Raw genomic sequence first — 20,257 nt, forward strand, 5'->3', positions numbered from 1 at the left:
TTATTTCAAAAGAAAAAGAGTTGGTTCACCCTCAAGGTGTCGTCCTTTTTGGGTTGGCCCACTATTTTCAGATATTTATACGATTGCTTTGGAAGCTGGATCGATATTTCCTTAAGCCGGTCAAGATTACTTTCATTCGCAAAGCTTTCCTTCTTTATCAATTGCCAATTTTCCTTGTCATCGGAAGCCCAAACCGCTATAAACTCAATGGGCGATTTTTTTTGCTTATAGTGCAAGCCACAACTTAAGACCACCTCTTTTATTTTCGGGGCCGATACGCTAAAATCAACGATGGCCTCCAGCGGTTTTTTGTTGAAGGAAGCCCAGAATTTTGAAAAGCCTACTTTTTCGTTGCTTCGAACGGCATCGGTCAATATTTTTTCGGCCTCGCCCGTATACGAGCTCAAGATTCCCGGATAAACGAGCTCTATCGCATCGGGCACCAGGCCTCGATCATAAAAAATATAGGAAACCGGGTTACTGGGCAACCAGCCTTCCTTGTAGGCATAGGCTTTAACGGTTTGCCGTCTTTTTCCTTTCAGATCCAATGGAAAGGCCTTTTCAAAAGCTACCGAGGTAGAATCGGGTCGAGATCCATCCAAGGTATACTTAATGTTTACCCCGTTCATCTTATGTCCCAAGGAAATCAAATCGCCCGAACTAATAATATTTCCCTCATTGACCAAGGTTGGAGGGGTCAACCGCAATTCTTCTTCCGGGTCGGGCACATAACCTTCATTAATAATCACATGGGGCAGTTTCGTTCTCAACTGTTCTATATCATCGGCATTGAGCTGGGTGTTCCATACAAATACTTCCTTCAGGCCTTTCAACTTTTGTAAATGTTCGAGTACCGATGCATTTATACCCGTACCCGATAAGGACAAGCTTTCCAACTGGGCACATCCCTGCAAGGCCCCGATGCCCTCACTGTCGATATCGGTAAAATTAAGGACCAAGTGCTCAAGGTTCTGCAGTTTTCCCACAGACTTCATATGCTCGTTCGTTATCGGAAGGTTGGCCAAACTGAGGTAAATGACCTGCTCCTTGATTTTATCAAGTTCGTTCAAGTATTCGTCTTGAAAAGCACTACGCCCGAAAATAGCAACTTCTACCGCCGGTGAAGTTGGCGATTTTTGAACCACGGTTCTATAGGGGTTGTTGAGTTCTTTAATGGCTTCGGCCCCAACAAAGTTGAAGGTATATTGTTTTTCTTCAAATGATTTCAACCATTTGTCGGTAACCAACTGCTTTAAGGTATCGCTTTCTTGTAGTTGGGCATAGGTAACCTTATCATCCGCACCGTGTTCGATCCAAGTACCGATCAATGTAATTTCTTCTTTGGTCAATTGTGGTTTTCCTTCGGGTGGCATGTGCTCTTCGTCTTCCAAGGGCAGGGCCGCCCGCTTCAACAAAAGGCTCTCTTCCGCATTATGAGCCAGCCAGACTTCCCCATTTTCGCCTCCCTTGGTTATGGCCTCTATGGTGGTCAGGTCTAGATCGCCCTTATGTTTTTGAGGATTATGGCAACTGGTGCATTTCGCTTTTAAGACCGGGGCGATATAGGCCGTATATATGGGCGTATTCTCGTCTACGACTTCCTCTTGTGCCGCTGTGATCGGTTCCATTAAAAAATTGGTCCCATGGGTCAACCCTGCCCCAAAATGCCCGCCTACGAGCACGCCTAACAGGCCTGTATACAGCAATACGCGAAACACCTTGCCGTAAGAATACACCCAAACCAAGGCGTATATAACAAAACATAAGGCAATGCCCACCCACTTGTGGAGCGTCAGCAATTCCGAATCGTAGCCCTCAAGGGACAATAAGAGCCCCATAAGCGTAGCCAGTACCGTAGTAAACGAGGTCAACAACAAGAGCGAGTAGTTTATCTTTTCAAAGGAAACCGGGTCGAGCTGTTTTTTGAAGAGGTTGAGAACCACCAAAAGCACTATAAAGGCCACCGGAAAATGCAGGATCAAGGGATGCATTCGCCCCAAGGGCTGCACCCAAAAAGGAATCTTCAAATGACCTTCAAAAAGCACTAAAAATGCCAACAATACGTGCAGAAAGAACAGCACGTTCAAAAAAAACGGAATGGCTTTTTTCATAGATCTAAGCTATAATATCCTTTACCACATGACCGTGTACATCGGTCAACCTAAACCTTCTGCCTAGATGTTTATATGTCAGTTTTTCATGGTCTAAGCCCATTAAATGCATTATAGTAGCGTGTAAGTCGTGAATGTGTACCGGACTTTCCACAATGTTATAGCCCAGTTCGTCGGTCTTTCCGTAAGACAGACCTGCCTTTACCCCACCCCCAGCTAAAAAGATACTGAAACAGCGTGGGTGATGGTCCCTTCCGTAATTATCTTTCGTTAGTTTACCTTGGCAATAGTTCGTTCTACCAAATTCACCACTCCATATCACCAAGGTTTCGTCTAACAGTCCTCTTTGCTTTAAATCGGTAATCAAGGCCGCCGATGCCATATCTACATCTTTGGCCTGGCCTTTGATTTCACCTACCAGGTTATTGTGCTGATCCCAGCCCTGATGGTACAATTGTACAAAACGCACGCCCGATTCCGACAGTTTTCTTGCCAGTAGGCAATTGGCCGCGTACGTCCCCGGCACCATACAGTCAGGACCGTACAGTTTTTTGATATGATCCGGTTCTTTAGATACGTCCGTTATTTCGGGAACGGCCGTTTGCATTCTAAAGGCCATTTCGTACTGTTTTATTTTTGCAGGAATTTCAGGATCACCAAACTCGTCATAGCCCAGTTGATTCATGGAGGCCAAGTGGTCTAACATCTTACGACGTGTTTCCCTATCCATTCCCTTGGGGTCGTTCAGATAAAGAATCGGGTCTTCACTGGCGCTCAATTGCACCCCTTGATGGGAGCTATCTAAAAATCCGTTCGACCATAATTTCGAGTATACACCTTGGCCATTACCTTTTCCCTTTGAGAGCAACACACAATAGGCCGGTAAGTTTTGGTTCTCGCTTCCCAGTCCGTAGCTGAACCAAGATCCGATACTGGGCCTATTCCCCACTTGGGCGCCGGTCTGCATAAAAGTCAATGCCGGGTCATGGTTGATCGCATCGGTATGCATGCTTTTGATCATGCAAATATCATCGGTTATCTTGGCAATATTCGGAAAGAGCTCGCTCACCCAAGTTCCGGATTCGCCATACTGCTTAAAGCCGAATTTAGACCCTACCAGAGGAAAGGATTCTTGACCTGCGGTCATACCCGTTAATTTTTGGTTTCCCCGAATGGAAGGGGGAAGCTCTTGCCCGAACATATCGTTCAACTTAGGTTTATAGTCAAAGCTTTCCAATTGGGAAGGTGCCCCATTTTGTACCAATAGAATGATCCGTTTGGCTTTTGCCGCAAAGTGCTTTAAGCCTAAAGGCAGCTGTTCTTCGGCGGCTTTCTTGCCTGACAACAGATCAGGCATTAAAAGCGACCCTAAGGCCACACCGCCCATTCCCATGGCCATTTTTCCTAAAAAATGTCTTCGGTTCGTATTCAAATAATGCTCAACAACTTCTTTATCCATATCTCTTGATTGACCTTTATCCTTTTACTATTGTTTCTTCTAGATTGTAAATCGTGTGAATGATCTGCATAAGTGCCGCCACTTTAACCTCGTCCCTATCTTCTAAAATAGGGTACTCGCCTACTTCAATAAAATCCTTTGCTTTCTGCCTATCGTTTGCAAATGCCTTTTCTTGGTCATGGTAATAAGCGACCAGCATTTCCTTTTCTTGGGGTTTAATGCTTCGGCATAAAATGCGGACAAAGGCGGCTTCTATTTTTTCATCGAAGGTGCTTTCTTCCTGGATCAATCTTTCCGACAATACCCGGGATGCCTCCAAGATCGTCGGATCGTTCAGGGCGATAAGCGCTTGAAGCGGTGTCATGGTTGATTGCCTTTTTACCTCGCACTGATCACGTGTGGCCGCATCAAAGGTCAATTGTACCGGAGGGAGGGTGGTTCGTTTTATAAAAACGTAAATACCGCGTCGATACAGGTCTTCGCCATGGTCCTGAACATAATTGGCCAAAATGCCGCGCCCTGAACTTGCCGCTTCCCAAATACCGTCGGGCTGATAGACCTTTACGCTACGCCCACCTATCTCGGTGTTCAACAATCCGCTCGTCGCCAAGGCGTGGTCCCGTATCATCTCTGCATTAAAACGCAAGCGAGACATACGCGACAGGTAACGGTTATCGGGGTCTATAGCCAACTTTTCGTTACTGACCACGGAAGACTGCTTGTAAGTGGAAGACATGACTATCTGTTTCACCAAACGTTTCATATCCCATCCGTTTTCCATAAAATCCGCGGAAAGCCAGTTCAACAGGCCAATGTGCGTAGGCAAATCGCCTTGCATTCCAAAATCGCCGGAAGACCTCACAATACCTTCACCAAAAATTTCCTGCCATACCCTGTTGACAAAAACCCTACTCGTTAGGGGGTTCCTGTCATCAAAAAGCCATTTGGTAAGTCCTAGGCGATTACGTTCGTAGACCAGGGTATCAAACTTCATGACGGCTTCGGGGGTAGCTGGCTCAACAATCTCCCCCTTATCATCATAGACCCCTCGGTTCAATACATGGGTCGTTCTAATGTCGGGTTTCTCTTCGATAACCATGACATCGATATCCTCCGGTTCTTTTTTATTTATAAACGGAAGTTCCTTATCGATTACCTCATCGGTAATAGTAATCAAGGGGGGCTCTGCCAATACTTCCCCCATAGGTCTAGATCGATGTACCACCTTGTCGAAAAAGGCAAAAGTATTGAAGTAATCTTTCTGTGAAATTGGGTCGTACTTATGATCGTGACACTTGGCACACTCCAAGGTCAGCCCCAAAAAGGCCTTACCGAAGGTATTGGTTCTATCGGTTACGTTCTCGATCCTGAACTCTTCCTCTATAATACCGGCCTCTTGGTTTATTTTATGGTTACGATTAAAGCCCGTTGCCAAAATGGTCTCCATATTTTTCTTCGGCATCAGGTCTCCCGCCAATTGGTAGGTTACAAACTTTTCGTAGCTGTAATTTTCGTTAAAGGCGTGAATTACCCAATCTCTCCAGGGCCACATGGTTCGCAACTGGTCGTTCTGAAAGCCGTGGGAATCGGCGTAACGGGCCACGTCTAACCAGTGGCTTGCCATTTTCTCGCCATAATGCACACTGCCCAATAACTCGTCCACAATTTGTTCGTAAGCATCGGGCGCGTCATTCCGAATGAACTTTTCGCGCATTTCCGGCGAAGGCGGTAAGCCCGTAATATCTAAAGAAACCCTTTTCAATAAGCGTTCCTTATCGGCAATTTCATTGGGTTCAAGACCTACCTCTTCAAGTTTTCCCCATATAAAATGGTCGATTTCATTGCTCACCCAATCAGAGGGAACTTCTGGTATCTCCGGTTTTTTCACGGGAATAAAGGCCCAATGTGGCTCGTACACCGCACCTTGTTCTATCCACTTCTTCAACACCTTTATTTCATACTCCGTCAGCTTTAGGTTAGAATCTAAGGGAGGCATGAGGTCGGAACTATCTTTGGCCGTAATCCGTTGGTAGACCATCGATTTTTCTACATTCTTCGGTACAATGGCAAACTCCTTATCGGAGTCTTTCAGTGCTTTGTAGGCGCCTTCAGGGGTATCTAACCGTAAGTCTGCCGACCTTTTATTGGCATCGGGACCATGGCAATTAAAACACTTGTCCGACAGTATGGGCCGAACATCAAAATTATAATCTACCCTGTTAGGAACTTTTTGCTGCGGAATGGAAGCATATTGCCCCTCTTCCTTACAAGAAACCAGAAGTAGCCCTAAAATGATAAGTTGAAGAACGAATTTTTTCATAAGTTATACCCTTTCTAGTTTTATAGGATAGGTTTTATTGGCGTTCCACTGGCAGACGTATATGTTCTTATCATCGTCTATACAAACATCATGACAGTGATTGAAAAGGGGCACATCTTGTACCATTAATTGTAACTTTCCTTTCTTGTAGACCGGGGCCGTACCTCCTGGATTGGATACAACCTTGTCGTTCTTGTCCAAAATGGTAACAAAACCAGAATCCGGGGTTTGCTCCAAATACTTTAACCGAGACCAACACACCCCTGAATATAGGTTCTCACCATCTATGACCGGTCTGCAGACAAATGCCCCTGGAAGAAAAAGAGAAGATAGGTACTTGCCATCAAGGCTGTAGCGTTTGAATGAATTGTGTTTTCTAGAGGTACACAACAATGTAATGTTGTTAGGATCCCTATCATCAATCGTTACCCCATGGGCGGTGCTGAACAAATGGTCTTCTAAGCCCCGTCCGCCAAACTTCCGTATAAATTCACCGTCTTTGGAGTACTGTAAAATAAAATCGGAACCGTAGCCGTCCGCTACATAAATATCCCCATTGGGAGCTACCGTTGTTTCGGTAGGGCGATACTTTTGATCTTTTTCATAAACCCCGATGTCGTGTGGATTGGGCAACTCCATAAGAACCCTTCCCTCTACCGTAGTTTTGAGAATGGCACCATCGTTATCGGTTATAAAAAGCATATCTACTTCCCCTTCCTTCGACAAGGTCAGTCCGTGGGCCGATTTCAGGTTATGTGTCCAAGTCTTTAATAGCTTGCCCGATTTGTCATATACAATAACATTGTTCTTGATCTCATCGGTAACCATAATGAGCCTGCCCTTGGAATCCATCACCATTTCATGACAGTTTTTTACCGGGGTGCTTGCCGGGTTCAGGTTTCCCCACTCTTTATGTACGCGATACTTAAAATCGCCATGACCAATAATCTGATCAGATAACTTGGGCTTATTTATTATCCCAAAACTATATGTAGGAACAGAAAGCGCGGCACCGGCAAAAGCCGACTGTTTGATAAAATTTCGTCTGGAGTTTTTCATTCGGTTATTTTTAAGTTGCAGCGTAATAAGCGCTTCTCAAAAATACCTAACTACCTATTTTTCAATGTAGACTAATTGTGCAAAAAGGTGCATTTTTTGTGTAATACATACACTTAATCTATTTATCGGGCACATAATGCGATGGAGGATGACCGAACTCTTTTTTAAAAATGCGACTGAAATACCGATTATCGTTATACCCTACCCTGAACGCAATCTCCTTTATACTCAGCTGCCCTTTCTGTAACATAGGCATCGCTTTTGAAAGTTTGTAGGTATTGATATACTCAATAATGGTCTTACCGGTAAGCGCCTGGATCTTTCTATACAACTGTGAACGTCCGATGGCCAATTCATCACACAAAAAGTCAATGGAAAAATCGGCGTTTTCGAGATGGGCGTCAATAACCTTGTTCACCCGTATCAAATATTGGTCTACCTGAGAGGTGGGTTCTACGATCAGGTCTTCCTTTTGATATTTTTTGACAAGGCGTTGCCTGCTCTCGATCCGGTTTTGGATTTTCATTTTAATTTCGGAAACGTTAAAGGGCTTTTCTATATAATCTTCGGCCCCGGTTTCCAATCCTTTTAACTTATTTTCCAATCCTGTTTTAGCGGTCAAAAACATCAATGGAATATGGGCGGTCAGTTCATTCGCCTTTAACTGGTTTGCTACTTGAATGCCATCGAACAAGGGCATCATGATATCACTGATCACAATGTCGGGGATATGTTCCAAGGCCAATTGAAAACCGTCCTTTCCATTGTCCGCCTGAAGAATTACGTAATCGTCGGACAGTTCGGCGGTCAAATAATTACGAATATCCTCATTGTCCTCGATCAGGAGCACTACCGTCTCACCTGAGGCTGTTTCCGTCGAAACAACGGGAGCTTCCTCTATGTTTACCTCATAATCTTTATAACCAATAGGCACGGTAATCGTAAAATGCGATCCTTTTCCCTCTTCGCTCTTCAATTTGATCCTTCCTTGATGGAGCTTTACCAATTCTGAGATAAGGGAAAGTCCTATTCCACTACTATAGCCTTTATTCGGATTTTCGTCCAACTGATAGAAGCGTTCAAATACCTTTTCTTGGTATTTTTCTGGGATACCGGCCCCATTGTCTAGAACCTCAATTTCCAATTTTCCGCTTACCACTTTATCGTCGTCATCGGTCTCAAGGTCGGCATAGGAGGTCCTTAAATTAATCTCACCGTTTTTAGGCGTAAACTTAAAGGCATTGGAAACGAGATTGCTTACTATTTTTTCAATGACATCTTCGTCAAAATAAAGGGTATAATCGGTTTCGGAAGCCTCGCAGTTAAAATCGATATTTTTCTCTTTTGCCCAATATTCATAGGCGGTATACATATTTGTACAGACCAATAGTTCGTCATGGGGCTTGATTCTCAATTGCTGATTTCCTTCCAGTTTACGAAAATCAAGAATTTGATTCACCAGTTCCAACAAACGATTGCTGTTTCTATACATCATTTGCAAGACCCGGGTATCAGGTTTGATCCCTTTACGGATATACTTGTCCAAGGGCGAGGTAATCAAGGTCAATGGCGTTCGCAGTTCATGGGAGATATTGGTAAAAAAACGAAGCTTCATCTGGGCCAGTTCCTCGAATTGATATACCCTTTCCTTTTCAATTTCGAACATATTTCTTGTCCGTTCCCGCAACAAGAAAAACCTAAAGCCCCATATCCCTATCAATAAGAGCAAAACGGCCCCTAAAATCTGCACCCATAGGCGTTCCCAAAAGGGAGGGGTGACTACGATATCCAAGCTTTTGATCTTGTCCGTCCAAATTCCATCTTCATTGGTCGCCTTTAAAAGAAAGGTATAGTGGCCCGAAGGTAGGTTCGTATAGGTCGCCCGAGTGCCATTGGCCATGGTCCAATCAGAATCAAACCCCTCTAATTTATAAGCGTATTGACAACGCTGGGCATTTTCGTACTGTATGGCCTGAAAGCTGAGTTCTATTTTTTGGTCTTTATATGAGAGTTGTAAGTGGTCTTCTACCTCTATACTCTTTTTTATGTACGGACTATTGGGCGAAACCAACTCATTGTTTACCCATAATTTAGAAATATAGACCGAAGGGGTTTTGGTACTAGGTACAACCGTTTCAGGATTGAAGGTCATTAGGCCCGCATTTGTAGAAAACACCATATGGCCATCATCGGTAACGGAGCTTGAAATATTGATTTTCTGCGAAATGAGTCCGTCTTGTTCATTCAAAATACGAACCACATTGTTCTTTGCATCTAGTTTTATAAGTCCGTTTCTGGTACCCAACCACAAATTCCCCTTCCGATCTTGTTCAATGCTGTTAATGATCCTATCCTTTAGAAGGCTATTATCATACTGTATAAATAAATCTTTTTGCAGATCATAACTACAAAGTCCGGAATTTGTCCCCACCCAAAGGGTACGGTCCGCATCCTCAAAAATCACATTTATAAAATTGTTGTTTACCGTAGCGGTATTGCCAATTTCATGCCTATAGTGTACAAATTGGTTCTTCTCGGGCACATAGCGTTTTACGCCATCGCCATTGGTGCCGATCCAAATCTGGCCTTTGTAATCTTCAAAAAGTTCATTTGCCCGATGAAAATACCCTATACCATTGGGATCGTTGGGGTCACAGTCGAAATACACGGTTTTCTCCGTTGCGGGATCGTAAATGCGGGCTCCTAAGACCTCTCCCGTCCAAACCGGTCCGCTACTCGTTTCCAAAAGCCCGAAAAGCTCGGCGGGTTTTCTTGTGGTTTTTCGTAAAGCTTCCCCTTCTTCGGTATATCTATAAATATGATCGTTATCGGCCACCCATATAATTTCCTTGTCATACGAACTCATAAAAGTCCTGTAAGTAAACCCTTCGAGGGTTTTGCTCAGAACCTGGTCTTTCTTACTGTAGATATTGATCTTTCCGTCTCTATATACCCAATAGTTATTTTTAGTCTTTAGGATTTTGGCGTTCCTGCCCGATTCTAAAAAAGACTTGAATATTACCGGCGATTTTTTAATGTGAAAAAAATGGCCCGCACCGTCCAATACCCAAGAATCTTCCTTGGCCGGGTTATGAAATATTTGTCTTATATAGAACGACCCTTCATTGAAGCGCTTGTTTAGCCCAATTACCTTTTTGGTTTTGAAATCGGCATCTACGATAGCTATTTGATCTCGGTGCGCTATCCAGCAATTCTTTCCATTGTCCGGTTGTATGGCACTTACCCGGTCTTGTGGCAAGTCCAATTTATGAAGCTGGTTCTTTTTATCCACTTTAAACAGCTTGCCGCTGGAAACAATGAGGTCGTTATAAAAGCCCAATACGGGAAAAGAGTGGGAACCCCCTGGTATTTCTTTTATAAGGCGTGTAAATTTCCCTGTATCCGGATGAAACAAATTGAGTCCGATCCATGTACCGATAAAAAGACGGCCATCAGGACTCCCCTGTATATCGAGCACGTTATTATGACTTATACTTTCGGAATCTTCTGCATTGTATTGGTATCGTTTAAAAGTTCCCGTTTCGCGGTTCATCAAGTTCAAACCACCACCATCGGTACCGATATAGAAGGTGTTGTCGGCAGTTTCATAAATGACCCTGACCTCATTAAAACTTAGACTTCCAGGGTCATCTTCGTCATGAATGAAACGTTGAAAATGATCGTATTCCCGATCATATTTAAGAAGGCCGCCACCATAGGTCCCTACCCATAAGATTCCTTGGCTATCTTCATACAAACACGAGATATGGTTATCGGTGATACTTGTCTGTTCGTGCTCGTTTTTACTGTAGTTTTTAAAATTCCCCCCATCAAAACGCCACAGACCATTAGTAGAGGCTATCCAAATAAAACCATAGCGATCCTCAAGTATATCTTGGGCAGCGGTCTCTATCGGTAGTTGAAAATGGGTAATTTCAAAATCAGATACATTTTCCTGTGCATGTACAAAGGGGACAGTACCCAATAATAACAAGGCCAAAAAAAGATAAAAAATATGGGGTACTCTAAGCATGAGCTGAATATAAAACAATTCTAAGGAAGGTTAAATAAATTTCTGTTATTGTCAATATGCCCTGCTTCAAATTCGGTGCCCCCCCCCATGAGTAGTAGTGCCTCTCCCAACATTCGTTCTACAAAAAACAACTTAAGGTTAAGATAGTGCCAGCCCTTGATAAAATACATAAATACAGGGGGTTAATTTTAAGGTTAATTTGTAGTCGATACAAAACTACAGGCTATGGTTAATATTCTTATTAATGCATAACTTTAATTGGTTCCATAAAACCCGAGAAAAATGAACATTCGCATCGTTGCCCTAATCTTTCTAGGGCTGTTAACAAACTGTAAAAACAATACCACGCCCGCAAAGGAAGCGCAAGCAAAAAAACCGAATATTCTTTTTCTGGCCATTGATGACCTAAGGCCCGAACTTGGCGCCTACGGTTCCGACATCGCCCTGACGCCCAATATCGACGCCTTGGCCAAGGATGGCCTTCGATTTAACAATGCCTATTGTCAACAGGCGATCTGTAGCCCTTCGAGGGCCAGCTTAATGACCGGTGCCCGCCCCGAAACCATTCAGGTCATTGAAAATTTCACCTATTTCAGGGATAAAAACCCTGATATCGCCACCCTGCCCCAGCATTTTAAGGCCAACGGTTACGAGACCGTATACACCGGAAAGATCTATCACGGAAAATACAACGATCCAGAACTTTCTTGGAGCAGACAGCCGGTTGAATTGAACAAGAGCGAAGTCAAATTCGGGTTTAAATTGCCCGAGAATATCAAAATGCAGAAGGAAAACAGCGAGGCCATGGTGGCCAAGTACGGAAAAAATGCCTTGAGGAACGGTCTAGGGAAAGGTCCCTCTTACGAATTTGCCGACTTTCCCGACAATGCCTATGAAGATGGATTCAACACAGACCTGGCCATTGCCACTATGAAAGATATGCTTGAGAAAAACCCGGAAAAACCGTTCTTCTTGGGTATGGGCATGAAAAAACCCCACCTCGATTGGATCGCCCCTAAGAAATACTGGGATATGTACGATGAGTCTGACATTAAACTTGCGGAACACGACCAAGCCCCAAAAGACGGAGCCACCATGGGGCTCCATGCTTCCTTTGAATTAAGGGCCAGGGCCGGAATTCCTAAAAAAGGGGATATTTCCCCCGAGCAAGCCATAAAGTTAAAGCATGCCTATTTGGCCTGTGTGAGTTATGTCGATGCCCAAATCGGCCGTATGCTCAGTGCCCTCGACGAAGCGGGAATAAGGGACAACACCATCATTATTTTATGGAGTGACCACGGATGGCATTTAGGGGATATGGGCATTTGGGGGAAGGCAACGAATTATGAAATTGCCACTAGGGTTCCATTGATCATCTGGACCCCCGACATGGCAAAAGAAAACCGAGGAAAAGCTACGGATGCCCTTGTGGAATTGGTAGATATGTATCCGACCCTATGTGACCTTGCCGACATTTCAAAACCCAATACTTTGGAAGGCCAAAGTTTTGTTCCTTTGCTTTCCAACCCCGAGCAAGAATGGAAGACCGCTGTTTTTTCGCAGTTTCCGACACCTGCACTAAGGGAATGGGCCGCCAATCCGCTTTCAAAAGGAATGCGTGAAACTTCCTTTGGGCCATTAATAGAAGAAGTCGAAGGCCGTATTAAAACGCAACAAGGTGAAAAATGGGACCGCGATCTGTTCGAAAATCGCTTAATGGGATATTCCATGCGCACCAAAAACTACCGTTTTATCGTATGGAAAGATTATACCGATAAAGAAGCTGAACCTGTGTTCATAGAACTCTACGACCACAATAACGACCCAGCGGAAACCGTAAACATCGCCAAAGACCGTCCTGAGCTGGTAAAAGAGCTCATGCTGTTGTTCGATAAAGGCTGGGAAGGGAACAGGGCGAAAGTAAATATTTAAACAAGTCCGACCCCATCCCTATCATCGGAACCAGGTTCTTTATAATATAATTCAGACCACGCGGTTAAAATGATTCCATTTTCGATGTAAAACCTATAAAATTCTTGAATTTGCATAGGCTTTTGGGAACTCTACTACAGACAGGCGCAAACTATTGTTATTTTTCGAATCTCAATCGAATCGAACTACTAACAAAAGCAAAGAACCTATGCAGATTAAAGAATCGCCCGAACTCTATGATGTTATCATCGTTGGTTCGGGAGCGGGTGGCGGTATGGCCACCAAGCAACTGGCCGATGCGGGCCTCAAGGTTGCGGTGGTCGAGGCGGGCCCCTTTTTCGACCCGGCCGATCCGAAGACCATGACCCAATTGAAGAACCCCTACGATTCCCCCAGGCGGGGCGCCGGCACGGACCGTGCCTTCGGGGAGTTCGACATGTCCTATGGCGATTGGCACGTTGACGGCGAACCCTACACCCATGCCGAGGGCACGACCTTCAAATGGTGGCGTTCGCGCATGCTCGGTGGCCGTACCAACCACTGGGGCCGTATATCGCTGCGTTTCGGGCCGAAGGATTTCAAGGGCAAGACGCGCGATGGTCATGGTGAGGACTGGCCCATCGGTTACGATGACGTAAAACCGTACTACGACAAGGTCGACAAACTGATCGGGGTCTTCGGCACCAACGAGGGACTGGAGAACGATCCCGACGGTTTTTTCCTGCCTCCCCCAAAGCCTAGGCTCCACGAGCTTTTTTATATAAAGGGCGCCAAGAAATCGGGCATTCCCGTGATCCCCGGCCGGCTATCGATGCTTACCAAGCGCATCAACAACGAACGCGGGGTCTGCTTTTACTGCGGGCAGTGCAACCGCTCCTGTTCCATATATGCCGATTTCTCGGCCGGGAGCTGCCTTATCTTCCCAGCACAGAAGAACGGCGGACAGGTAAAGCTGTACGTCAACGCCATGGTACGCGAGGTCACCACCGATGAGGAGGGAAGGGCCACCGGGGTATCGTACATCGACAAGGAGGACAGGAAGGAATACAAGCTAAGGGGAAAGATCGTCGTATTGGCGGCCTCCGCCTGTAGCTCGGCGCGGATCCTTCTCAACAGCAAGAGCAAGCAGCACCCCAACGGACTGGGCAACAGCAGCAACCTGGTGGGAAGGTACCTGCACGACTCGACGGGCAGTAGCGGCGCGGCGTTCGTCCCGGGCCTCATGGACCGCGACGTGTCCTATAACGAGGACGGGGTCGGCGGCATGCACGTTTACTCGCCCTGGTGGGGCGACAACAACAAACTGGACTTCCCCCGCGGCTACCACATCGAGGTATGGGGGGGCATGGGCCAGCCCAACTACGGCTTCGGCTTCGACCAGGACAATTTCAACAAGCTCATGGGCCTGCCCACGGGCGGCTACGGCGACAAGCTCAGGGACGAGGTCAAAAGGTACTATGGCGCCGTAGTGGGCTTCGGCGGAAGGGGCGAGGGCCTCGCGGTAAAGGACAACTATTGCGAGATCGATCCCACCACGGTCGACGATTACGGTATCCCCGTACTGAAGTTCAACTATAAGTGGTCCGATATCGAAGTGCGCCAGGCCAAGCACATGCAGGATACCTTCGAGGAGATCACCCACAACATGGGCGGTATCTATCTCAACAAACCCGGCAAGGACAGGGACTATGGCCTCCATGCCCCGGGCGAGATCATCCACGAGGTGGGCACCACGCGTATGGGCGACGACCCCAGGACCTCGGTGACCAACAGGTTCAACCAACTCCACGACGTCGACAATGTCTTTATCGTCGATGCGGGGCCCTTTGTATCACAGGCCGACAAGAACTGTACATGGACCATTTTGGCCCTGTCGTGGAGGGCATCGGATTATATCATCGAACAGATCAAAAAACAAAACCTATAGCCTAAGATGGACAGAAGAAAGAGTATACAGACCATGATCCTAGGTGCGGGGGCTTCCGCACTTGCCTTCCACGGATGTAAGGGCGAAGGGGACGGGAAGACGGAAGTGGCCGTTCAGGAAGCAGCGCAGCCCCATTATTTCGGGCGTACGCCCAAGGAACTCGAGCGTATCGAAAAGCTCAATGCCGAGCGCTTGTTCAACGAACACGAAATGGAGACCATCGCCGTGCTCAGCACGGTGATCCTTCCCCCCAAGGAACCCTTTGGAGGGCCCTTGGAGGCCGATGTGCCCGAATTCATAGAGTTTATCGGAAAGGACATGCCCGATATGCAGAACACCCTTTTGGGGGGACTGATGTGGCTCGACCACCGGAGCAATACCGAATTCGGGACCGAGTTCAAGACGGCCACCCTCGAACAGCAGAAACAGATCCTCGATACCATCTGTTATCAGGATATGGACGTCCCCCTGGACGAACAGCCCTTGGAGATACAGTTCTTCGCCCTTATGCGGAACCTGGTGGTCACCGGGTATTACACCTCCAAGGTAGGTATAGCCGACCTGGGCTACAAGGGGAACTCGCCCAACGTTTGGGACGGGGTGCCCGACGAGGTGCTCAAGAAGCACGGCGTGGAATACGATCCCGAATGGATCGCCAAATGTGTCGACCAAAGCAAAAGGAACGACATTGCCGAATGGGACGAAAATGGAAATCTTTTGACATAAACCATAATAACAGAAACCGATTTACCCTATTAAGTAAAAAAGCCCCCAATTTGGGGGCTTTCCCATTTCATGGGATAGTCTTGCATTTACACAAGTTTCAATCCTTTTCCATTTTGTATTCTAAAACTTTTTCATATTCACGGTTAATACTATCTCCCTTTTGAATGCTCAAATCACAATCAAAACGTCTTAAGTAGTTCCATTTTCCTAATACATGGCTCAACCCCCAAGTAATACCTTGACCAGGTTGGCTATCGGTATCAACAAAATTCCCGACACGATATGTACCACCTGCTTCGGGCTTTTCTAAACCATGTTTTACAGGATAAAAATTTATACCATCTTCCGCATATTGGATGCTGTTCGCCTCAGGTCCTTCACTAAGAAATGCACATACCCCCTTTCGGTAGGGCCAGACAATGCATTCATGCCCTCCTATTAAGACTGGATTATATACTGACTTCTTATAAGGTCCTTCCGGTTTGTCGGCTATGGCTACACCGATGACGGCATTTGGCATATCGGCGTATTCTTTCGTAAAGACCCCATCGGAAATATTTGGCTTCCATGGAACGCGACCGGCACTTTTATAGTAAAGCCAATACTTTCCTTCTCGTACGACTAAAGTGGGATCGTGCACTACTTCGCCGTCCCATGAATCTTCTGGCCCCACTTCAAGAATTGGTTTCTCCCAACGATGCCAAGGTCCGGTCGGTGAATCGGACCATGACATTCCTATTTTATTCTTATTGAAGTCACCACCGTCAAATTTACCACCGTTCCATCTCGCTTCTTTTAAACTACCGGCGGCTTGATAAAAAAGATAATATTTATTATTGGCAACCAGTATGTCGGGCGTAAATACACTTCGCGCATCAAAGCTCCCTTTGGGGCCCCTATCTACGGCTACCCCTTGTTCTTTCCAGTTGTACCCGTCTTTTGATGTTGCATAATATATGCTTGCCATATCCCAATGAAACGCCCGCAAGCTATCATTTGCAGCTTTGGGTCCAACTACGGGAACATTACTCGGCGGTCTTGTATACCATACATAATAAACACCTTCAATCTTAATTATACTAGATGGATCACGTCTTGTAACTCCCTCTTCATAACCAATACCTTTAATGTCAGAAAAACTAAACTTGGTATTGAACTCATTATATTTATCGAATCTCAATTTACTTGCCCTAAAACGTTTGTAAGCGGCACTTTCCTGTTTTCTCTGGGAATAACAAGAAGCCCCCCCTATAAATAAAAGGAAGACTAAAACTTTTATATTTATTCTTTTTATGGCATTTTTTCTCATGTATTAAAAAATTACTGATTGGTTTCTAATTTCTTAAAGTAAAACTAGTTCATTTATAAATAAGTAGACAAAGAATACGTTTATTGATTGTGCTCAAATAGTCGTATAAAAACAGCTACCATTAATCGAATACAGCAGTTGATTCCAAACTGTATCGAATTTTATCTGCGGTAAAATCAAAATAAACACCTTCCGCAATACCGTTGACGTATTCAATAGGTGTCCCTGTTCGCTTGAGTTGGCCATTTACATTGTTCAACACGCTAAATTTGATTGCTTTCTCTTTTAAACCTATAGAAACTTCGGATTGATTCAATTCGATTTTTGTATTGTTTTCGCCATCGAAAACAAGCATGGGCCAAGTAATTCGTTTCTCGGCTTCAATCCCCTTAAATTCATTGTTTACGGTTACTTTACCTTTTTCAATTGTAATCGTTTCTATTGATTTCTTTTGGTCACCTAGGTTATACGTCACCTTAAATTTCACTAAATCTTGTCTCTCTTTAATAATTTCAACCTCTGGGGTAATAGCTTGCTGTTTGGCCAATGACTCCCATGATCCATCTTTTGTTCTCCAAGACGGCCCTGTAGCCATATAGGTTCCTTCTCCGCTGAAATAGGGGGCCAATCCGTTCGATGGGCCCAATTGGGGGTTGCCATCCTTGAGATGAACTCGAACAATACCCGTTGGGTTGTACATATTATCACCTTCGGTTTCGTATTCCAAATATGTACCACTTGCATTGGCAATTATTTTGTGGAAGGGTTTTAATATGGGTAATACAAAACCTCCAATATCTGCGGGTGATGGCAATTCTTCAATTTCATCATTGGAAAACTGCCATGCTTGTGCCAACATTGATGTTGCCAACATATTATAACATGTATGCATCGAATACTTCTCGTATCCATGTCTTTTTTCTATGGGAAATCTGTTTTTGACAATAAATCCCGAACCATCCATACGAATCCATTTTTTTATGGATTCCAGAGATAGGGACGCTGCTCGTTTAAAGGCACCAGCCTCGCTTACCCTTCCACTTTTTGCGTATGCAGAAGCATATATCTCAAACAGGACGCATTGCTCGGCTTCGTTCCAAATATGGTGACTGCTTCGGTAACCTGTCGGAAGTTCTCCAAATGGAGATTGCATAAATAACGAAGTCCAAGCTCCCTTCCATAAATTATCCCGCATTTTTACGGCATGTTTTCCCTTGTATCCCAATTGAAGCATTCCCGAAAGATAATGTCTTGGAAAAAGGTCATACGGTAACGGATTACCATGCTCGTTATACATACCCAGTTCGGTAAAATTATTCAACTGGATACCCAACATTTTTTCAACATAATCGGTATTGGTAAAACCATTTATATTTCTTAAAAATTCGCCTGAGGTATGGACAAGAACCCAATTATTTCCTTCGGACTTGTCATAGGTTGCATATAATTTTTCAATCTTTATGGAATTTATTTTCCGATCCCACTCTGCCAGACGCTCTTTGCTGGCATAGGGTTTGAACAAGCTATAGGCCATCATAACCGGCCACGTATAAAAATCGCCATGATTTCCATTTACCGTGGCATTAACCATATCAACTAAAGCAATGTCTAGGGCTTTCATTCCCCGTTCCGCAAGCAGATCGTTCTTTTGGATATAAGAAGAGGCAACAAGGGCCGATACACTATGGGCAAAACAGGGAGTACTATAATATTTCTCCGTTTTTTCTACAGGATCAATAATACGTCCATTGCTATCTTGATACTTTAGCATGGCCCGAACTTGTTTCTCAATAACTTTCAAATAATCTTCTTTCTTATTGGCACTTGGCTTAAAATCAGTAGTTAACACCTGATTTGACAAAAAAGTATTTATTTGATTTGCCATGGGATGTGCGCCCATTTTTAAGGAATTCCCTTTAAGAATATTTGGAGGCAGCAAAAAGGTGTCTTTTTCTGTCAAAAACTGTTTTTTTTCTGAAAGCATAGCTTTTTTATCATCTTGTTTACACCCAATACCCATCAAAACGATCGTCAATGTTATACATATGCCTGTTTTTTTCATTTTAAATGTTTTAAAAAGTTGAACCTGCCCAATGACGGACGCAATTATAATTCTTGAATCAGATACCTATAGGTTTTATTTCTTTAATGAATACTCTTAGAATAAGCCAATTCAGCATATAGACCGAAGAAGCTACCATAAAAATGAGAAAATAACTTCCGGTACTCTCTAACAATACTCCTACAAAAGCAGCGGACAATGCCCCTCCAATCGCACCCGTGAAGCCGCTTAGTCCCATCATTGAACCTACGGCATTCTTCGGGTACACGTCGGAAACAATAGTGAATATATTGGATGCCCACCCTTGGTGGCCTGCAGCCGCTAGTGATATGAAGACTACGGCTACCCATAGGTTTGCTATTTGCGAAACCAGCATTACGGGCAAAACCAATAGGGCACATATAAAAATTGTAGTCTTACGTGCATAATTGACACTCTTTCCATTCTTTATAAAGTTAGATGACAACCATCCGCCACCTATACCTCCTATACTCGAAACAGCGTAAATAACAATCAAAGGCAGTACAACATCCTTAAGATTTACACCGTGGGTTTTACTTAAAAAATCGGGAATCCAGAATAGAAAGAACCACCACACCCAATCTGAAATAAACCTAGTAGTGCAAATGGCATAGGTCTGTTTGTACTTAAAAAGTTCAATCCATTTTAGTGATGGCCTATTGTCTTTTTCCTCATTATCCTGATGAATATATGCTAATTCTTCCGGGGTTATTTTAGGGTGTTTTTCTGGAGTAGTATAATAATTCAACCAAAAAAAGACCCAAATCAGGCCTAATGCCCCCGTTATGATAAAAGCCCATTGCCAACCAAACGAAAGGGTAATCCATGTTACAACAATTGGCGCCAATATGGCTCCTACGGTAGAACCGGAATTAAAGAGTCCGGCTGCAAAGGCGCGCTCTTTTTTTGGGAACCATTCAGCTATGCCCTTAACGGCAGCCGGAAAATTAGCAGCTTCACCAATACCTAGTACAAATCTCGCTGCAGCGAAGCTAACCCCCCCCCTTGCTGCGGCATGTGCCATACCGGCAATACTCCAAACCACAATTGCCCAAACGTAACCCAGCCGAGTTCCATGTTTATCTATAAATTTTCCCATTGACAATAGACCAATGGCATACGCAATTTGAAAAGCAGTTACTATGTAACCATAATCAGCTTCGCTCCAGTTTAAGTCATCAGCTATAAATGGTTTTAATATTCCAATAATCTGCCTATCTATATAATTGATTGTCGTAGCAAAAAATATCATAGTCAATATTTTCCATCTAACCCCTTGCTTCCCTTTCATATATTAC

Annotated in this window: 11 protein-coding genes; 3 read left to right on the forward strand and 8 right to left on the reverse strand. The window is 44.5% G+C overall.

Annotation, left to right across the window (positions count from 1 at the left end; all coding sequences use genetic code 11):
* Positions 1-5 precede the first annotated feature (5 nt).
* The 5 genes from ZOBGAL_RS00850 to ZOBGAL_RS00870 all read right to left on the reverse strand — a co-directional run bounded on the left by ZOBGAL_RS00850 (position 6) and on the right by ZOBGAL_RS00870 (position 10,982).
* Entirely contained in the window at positions 6-2,111 is a 2,106-nt protein-coding gene (locus tag ZOBGAL_RS00850; protein WP_013991561.1) for a c-type cytochrome domain-containing protein, read from the reverse strand.
* A gap of 4 nt (positions 2,112-2,115) precedes the next feature.
* Positions 2,116-3,570, reverse strand: a complete 1,455-nt coding sequence (locus ZOBGAL_RS00855; RefSeq protein ID WP_013991562.1) for a DUF1501 domain-containing protein — start codon at positions 3,568-3,570, stop codon at positions 2,116-2,118.
* Positions 3,571-3,586: 16 nt separating this feature from the next.
* Complete coding sequence (locus ZOBGAL_RS00860) at positions 3,587-5,890, reverse strand: PSD1 and planctomycete cytochrome C domain-containing protein (RefSeq protein WP_013991563.1); 2,304 nt, start codon at positions 5,888-5,890, stop codon at positions 3,587-3,589.
* 3 nt (positions 5,891-5,893) lie between these two features.
* Positions 5,894-6,949 carry an NHL repeat-containing protein gene (locus ZOBGAL_RS23255; protein WP_013991564.1) on the reverse strand — a complete coding sequence of 352 codons (1,056 nt, stop codon included), beginning with the start codon at positions 6,947-6,949 and terminating at the stop codon, positions 5,894-5,896.
* A 118-nt stretch (positions 6,950-7,067) separates the two neighbouring features.
* On the reverse strand, positions 7,068-10,982 hold the full coding sequence (locus ZOBGAL_RS00870; protein WP_013991565.1) for a hybrid sensor histidine kinase/response regulator transcription factor: 3,915 nt from the start codon (positions 10,980-10,982) through the stop codon (positions 7,068-7,070).
* A gap of 282 nt (positions 10,983-11,264) precedes the next feature.
* Between ZOBGAL_RS00870 and ZOBGAL_RS00875 the strand changes: the two genes are divergently transcribed.
* From ZOBGAL_RS00875 to ZOBGAL_RS00885, 3 genes are all read left to right on the forward strand, one after another.
* Positions 11,265-12,914: a sulfatase gene (locus ZOBGAL_RS00875; protein WP_013991567.1), complete on the forward strand. Its 1,650-nt coding sequence runs from the start codon at positions 11,265-11,267 to the stop codon at positions 12,912-12,914.
* Positions 12,915-13,122: 208 nt separating this feature from the next.
* Complete coding sequence (locus ZOBGAL_RS00880; RefSeq protein ID WP_013991569.1) at positions 13,123-14,841, forward strand: GMC family oxidoreductase; 1,719 nt, start codon at positions 13,123-13,125, stop codon at positions 14,839-14,841.
* A gap of 6 nt (positions 14,842-14,847) precedes the next feature.
* Positions 14,848-15,567, forward strand: a complete 720-nt coding sequence (locus ZOBGAL_RS00885) for a gluconate 2-dehydrogenase subunit 3 family protein (protein ID WP_013991570.1) — start codon at positions 14,848-14,850, stop codon at positions 15,565-15,567.
* Between the two features lie 97 nt (positions 15,568-15,664).
* On the opposite strand, the gene ZOBGAL_RS00890 is transcribed toward ZOBGAL_RS00885, so the two are convergent.
* The 3 genes from ZOBGAL_RS00890 to ZOBGAL_RS00900 all read right to left on the reverse strand — a co-directional run bounded on the left by ZOBGAL_RS00890 (position 15,665) and on the right by ZOBGAL_RS00900 (position 20,250).
* Positions 15,665-16,747, reverse strand: coding sequence for a glycoside hydrolase family 117 protein (locus ZOBGAL_RS00890; protein ID WP_158499697.1), 1,083 nt, complete (start codon positions 16,745-16,747; stop codon positions 15,665-15,667).
* Between the two features lie 250 nt (positions 16,748-16,997).
* Positions 16,998-18,938, reverse strand: a complete 1,941-nt coding sequence (locus ZOBGAL_RS00895; protein WP_013991572.1) for a hypothetical protein — start codon at positions 18,936-18,938, stop codon at positions 16,998-17,000.
* A gap of 58 nt (positions 18,939-18,996) precedes the next feature.
* Complete coding sequence (locus ZOBGAL_RS00900) at positions 18,997-20,250, reverse strand: MFS transporter (protein ID WP_013991573.1); 1,254 nt, start codon at positions 20,248-20,250, stop codon at positions 18,997-18,999.
* Positions 20,251-20,257: the final 7 nt, after the last annotated feature.

Source organism: Zobellia galactanivorans (genome assembly GCF_000973105.1).
Classification (GTDB): Bacteria; Bacteroidota; Bacteroidia; order Flavobacteriales; family Flavobacteriaceae; genus Zobellia; species Zobellia galactanivorans.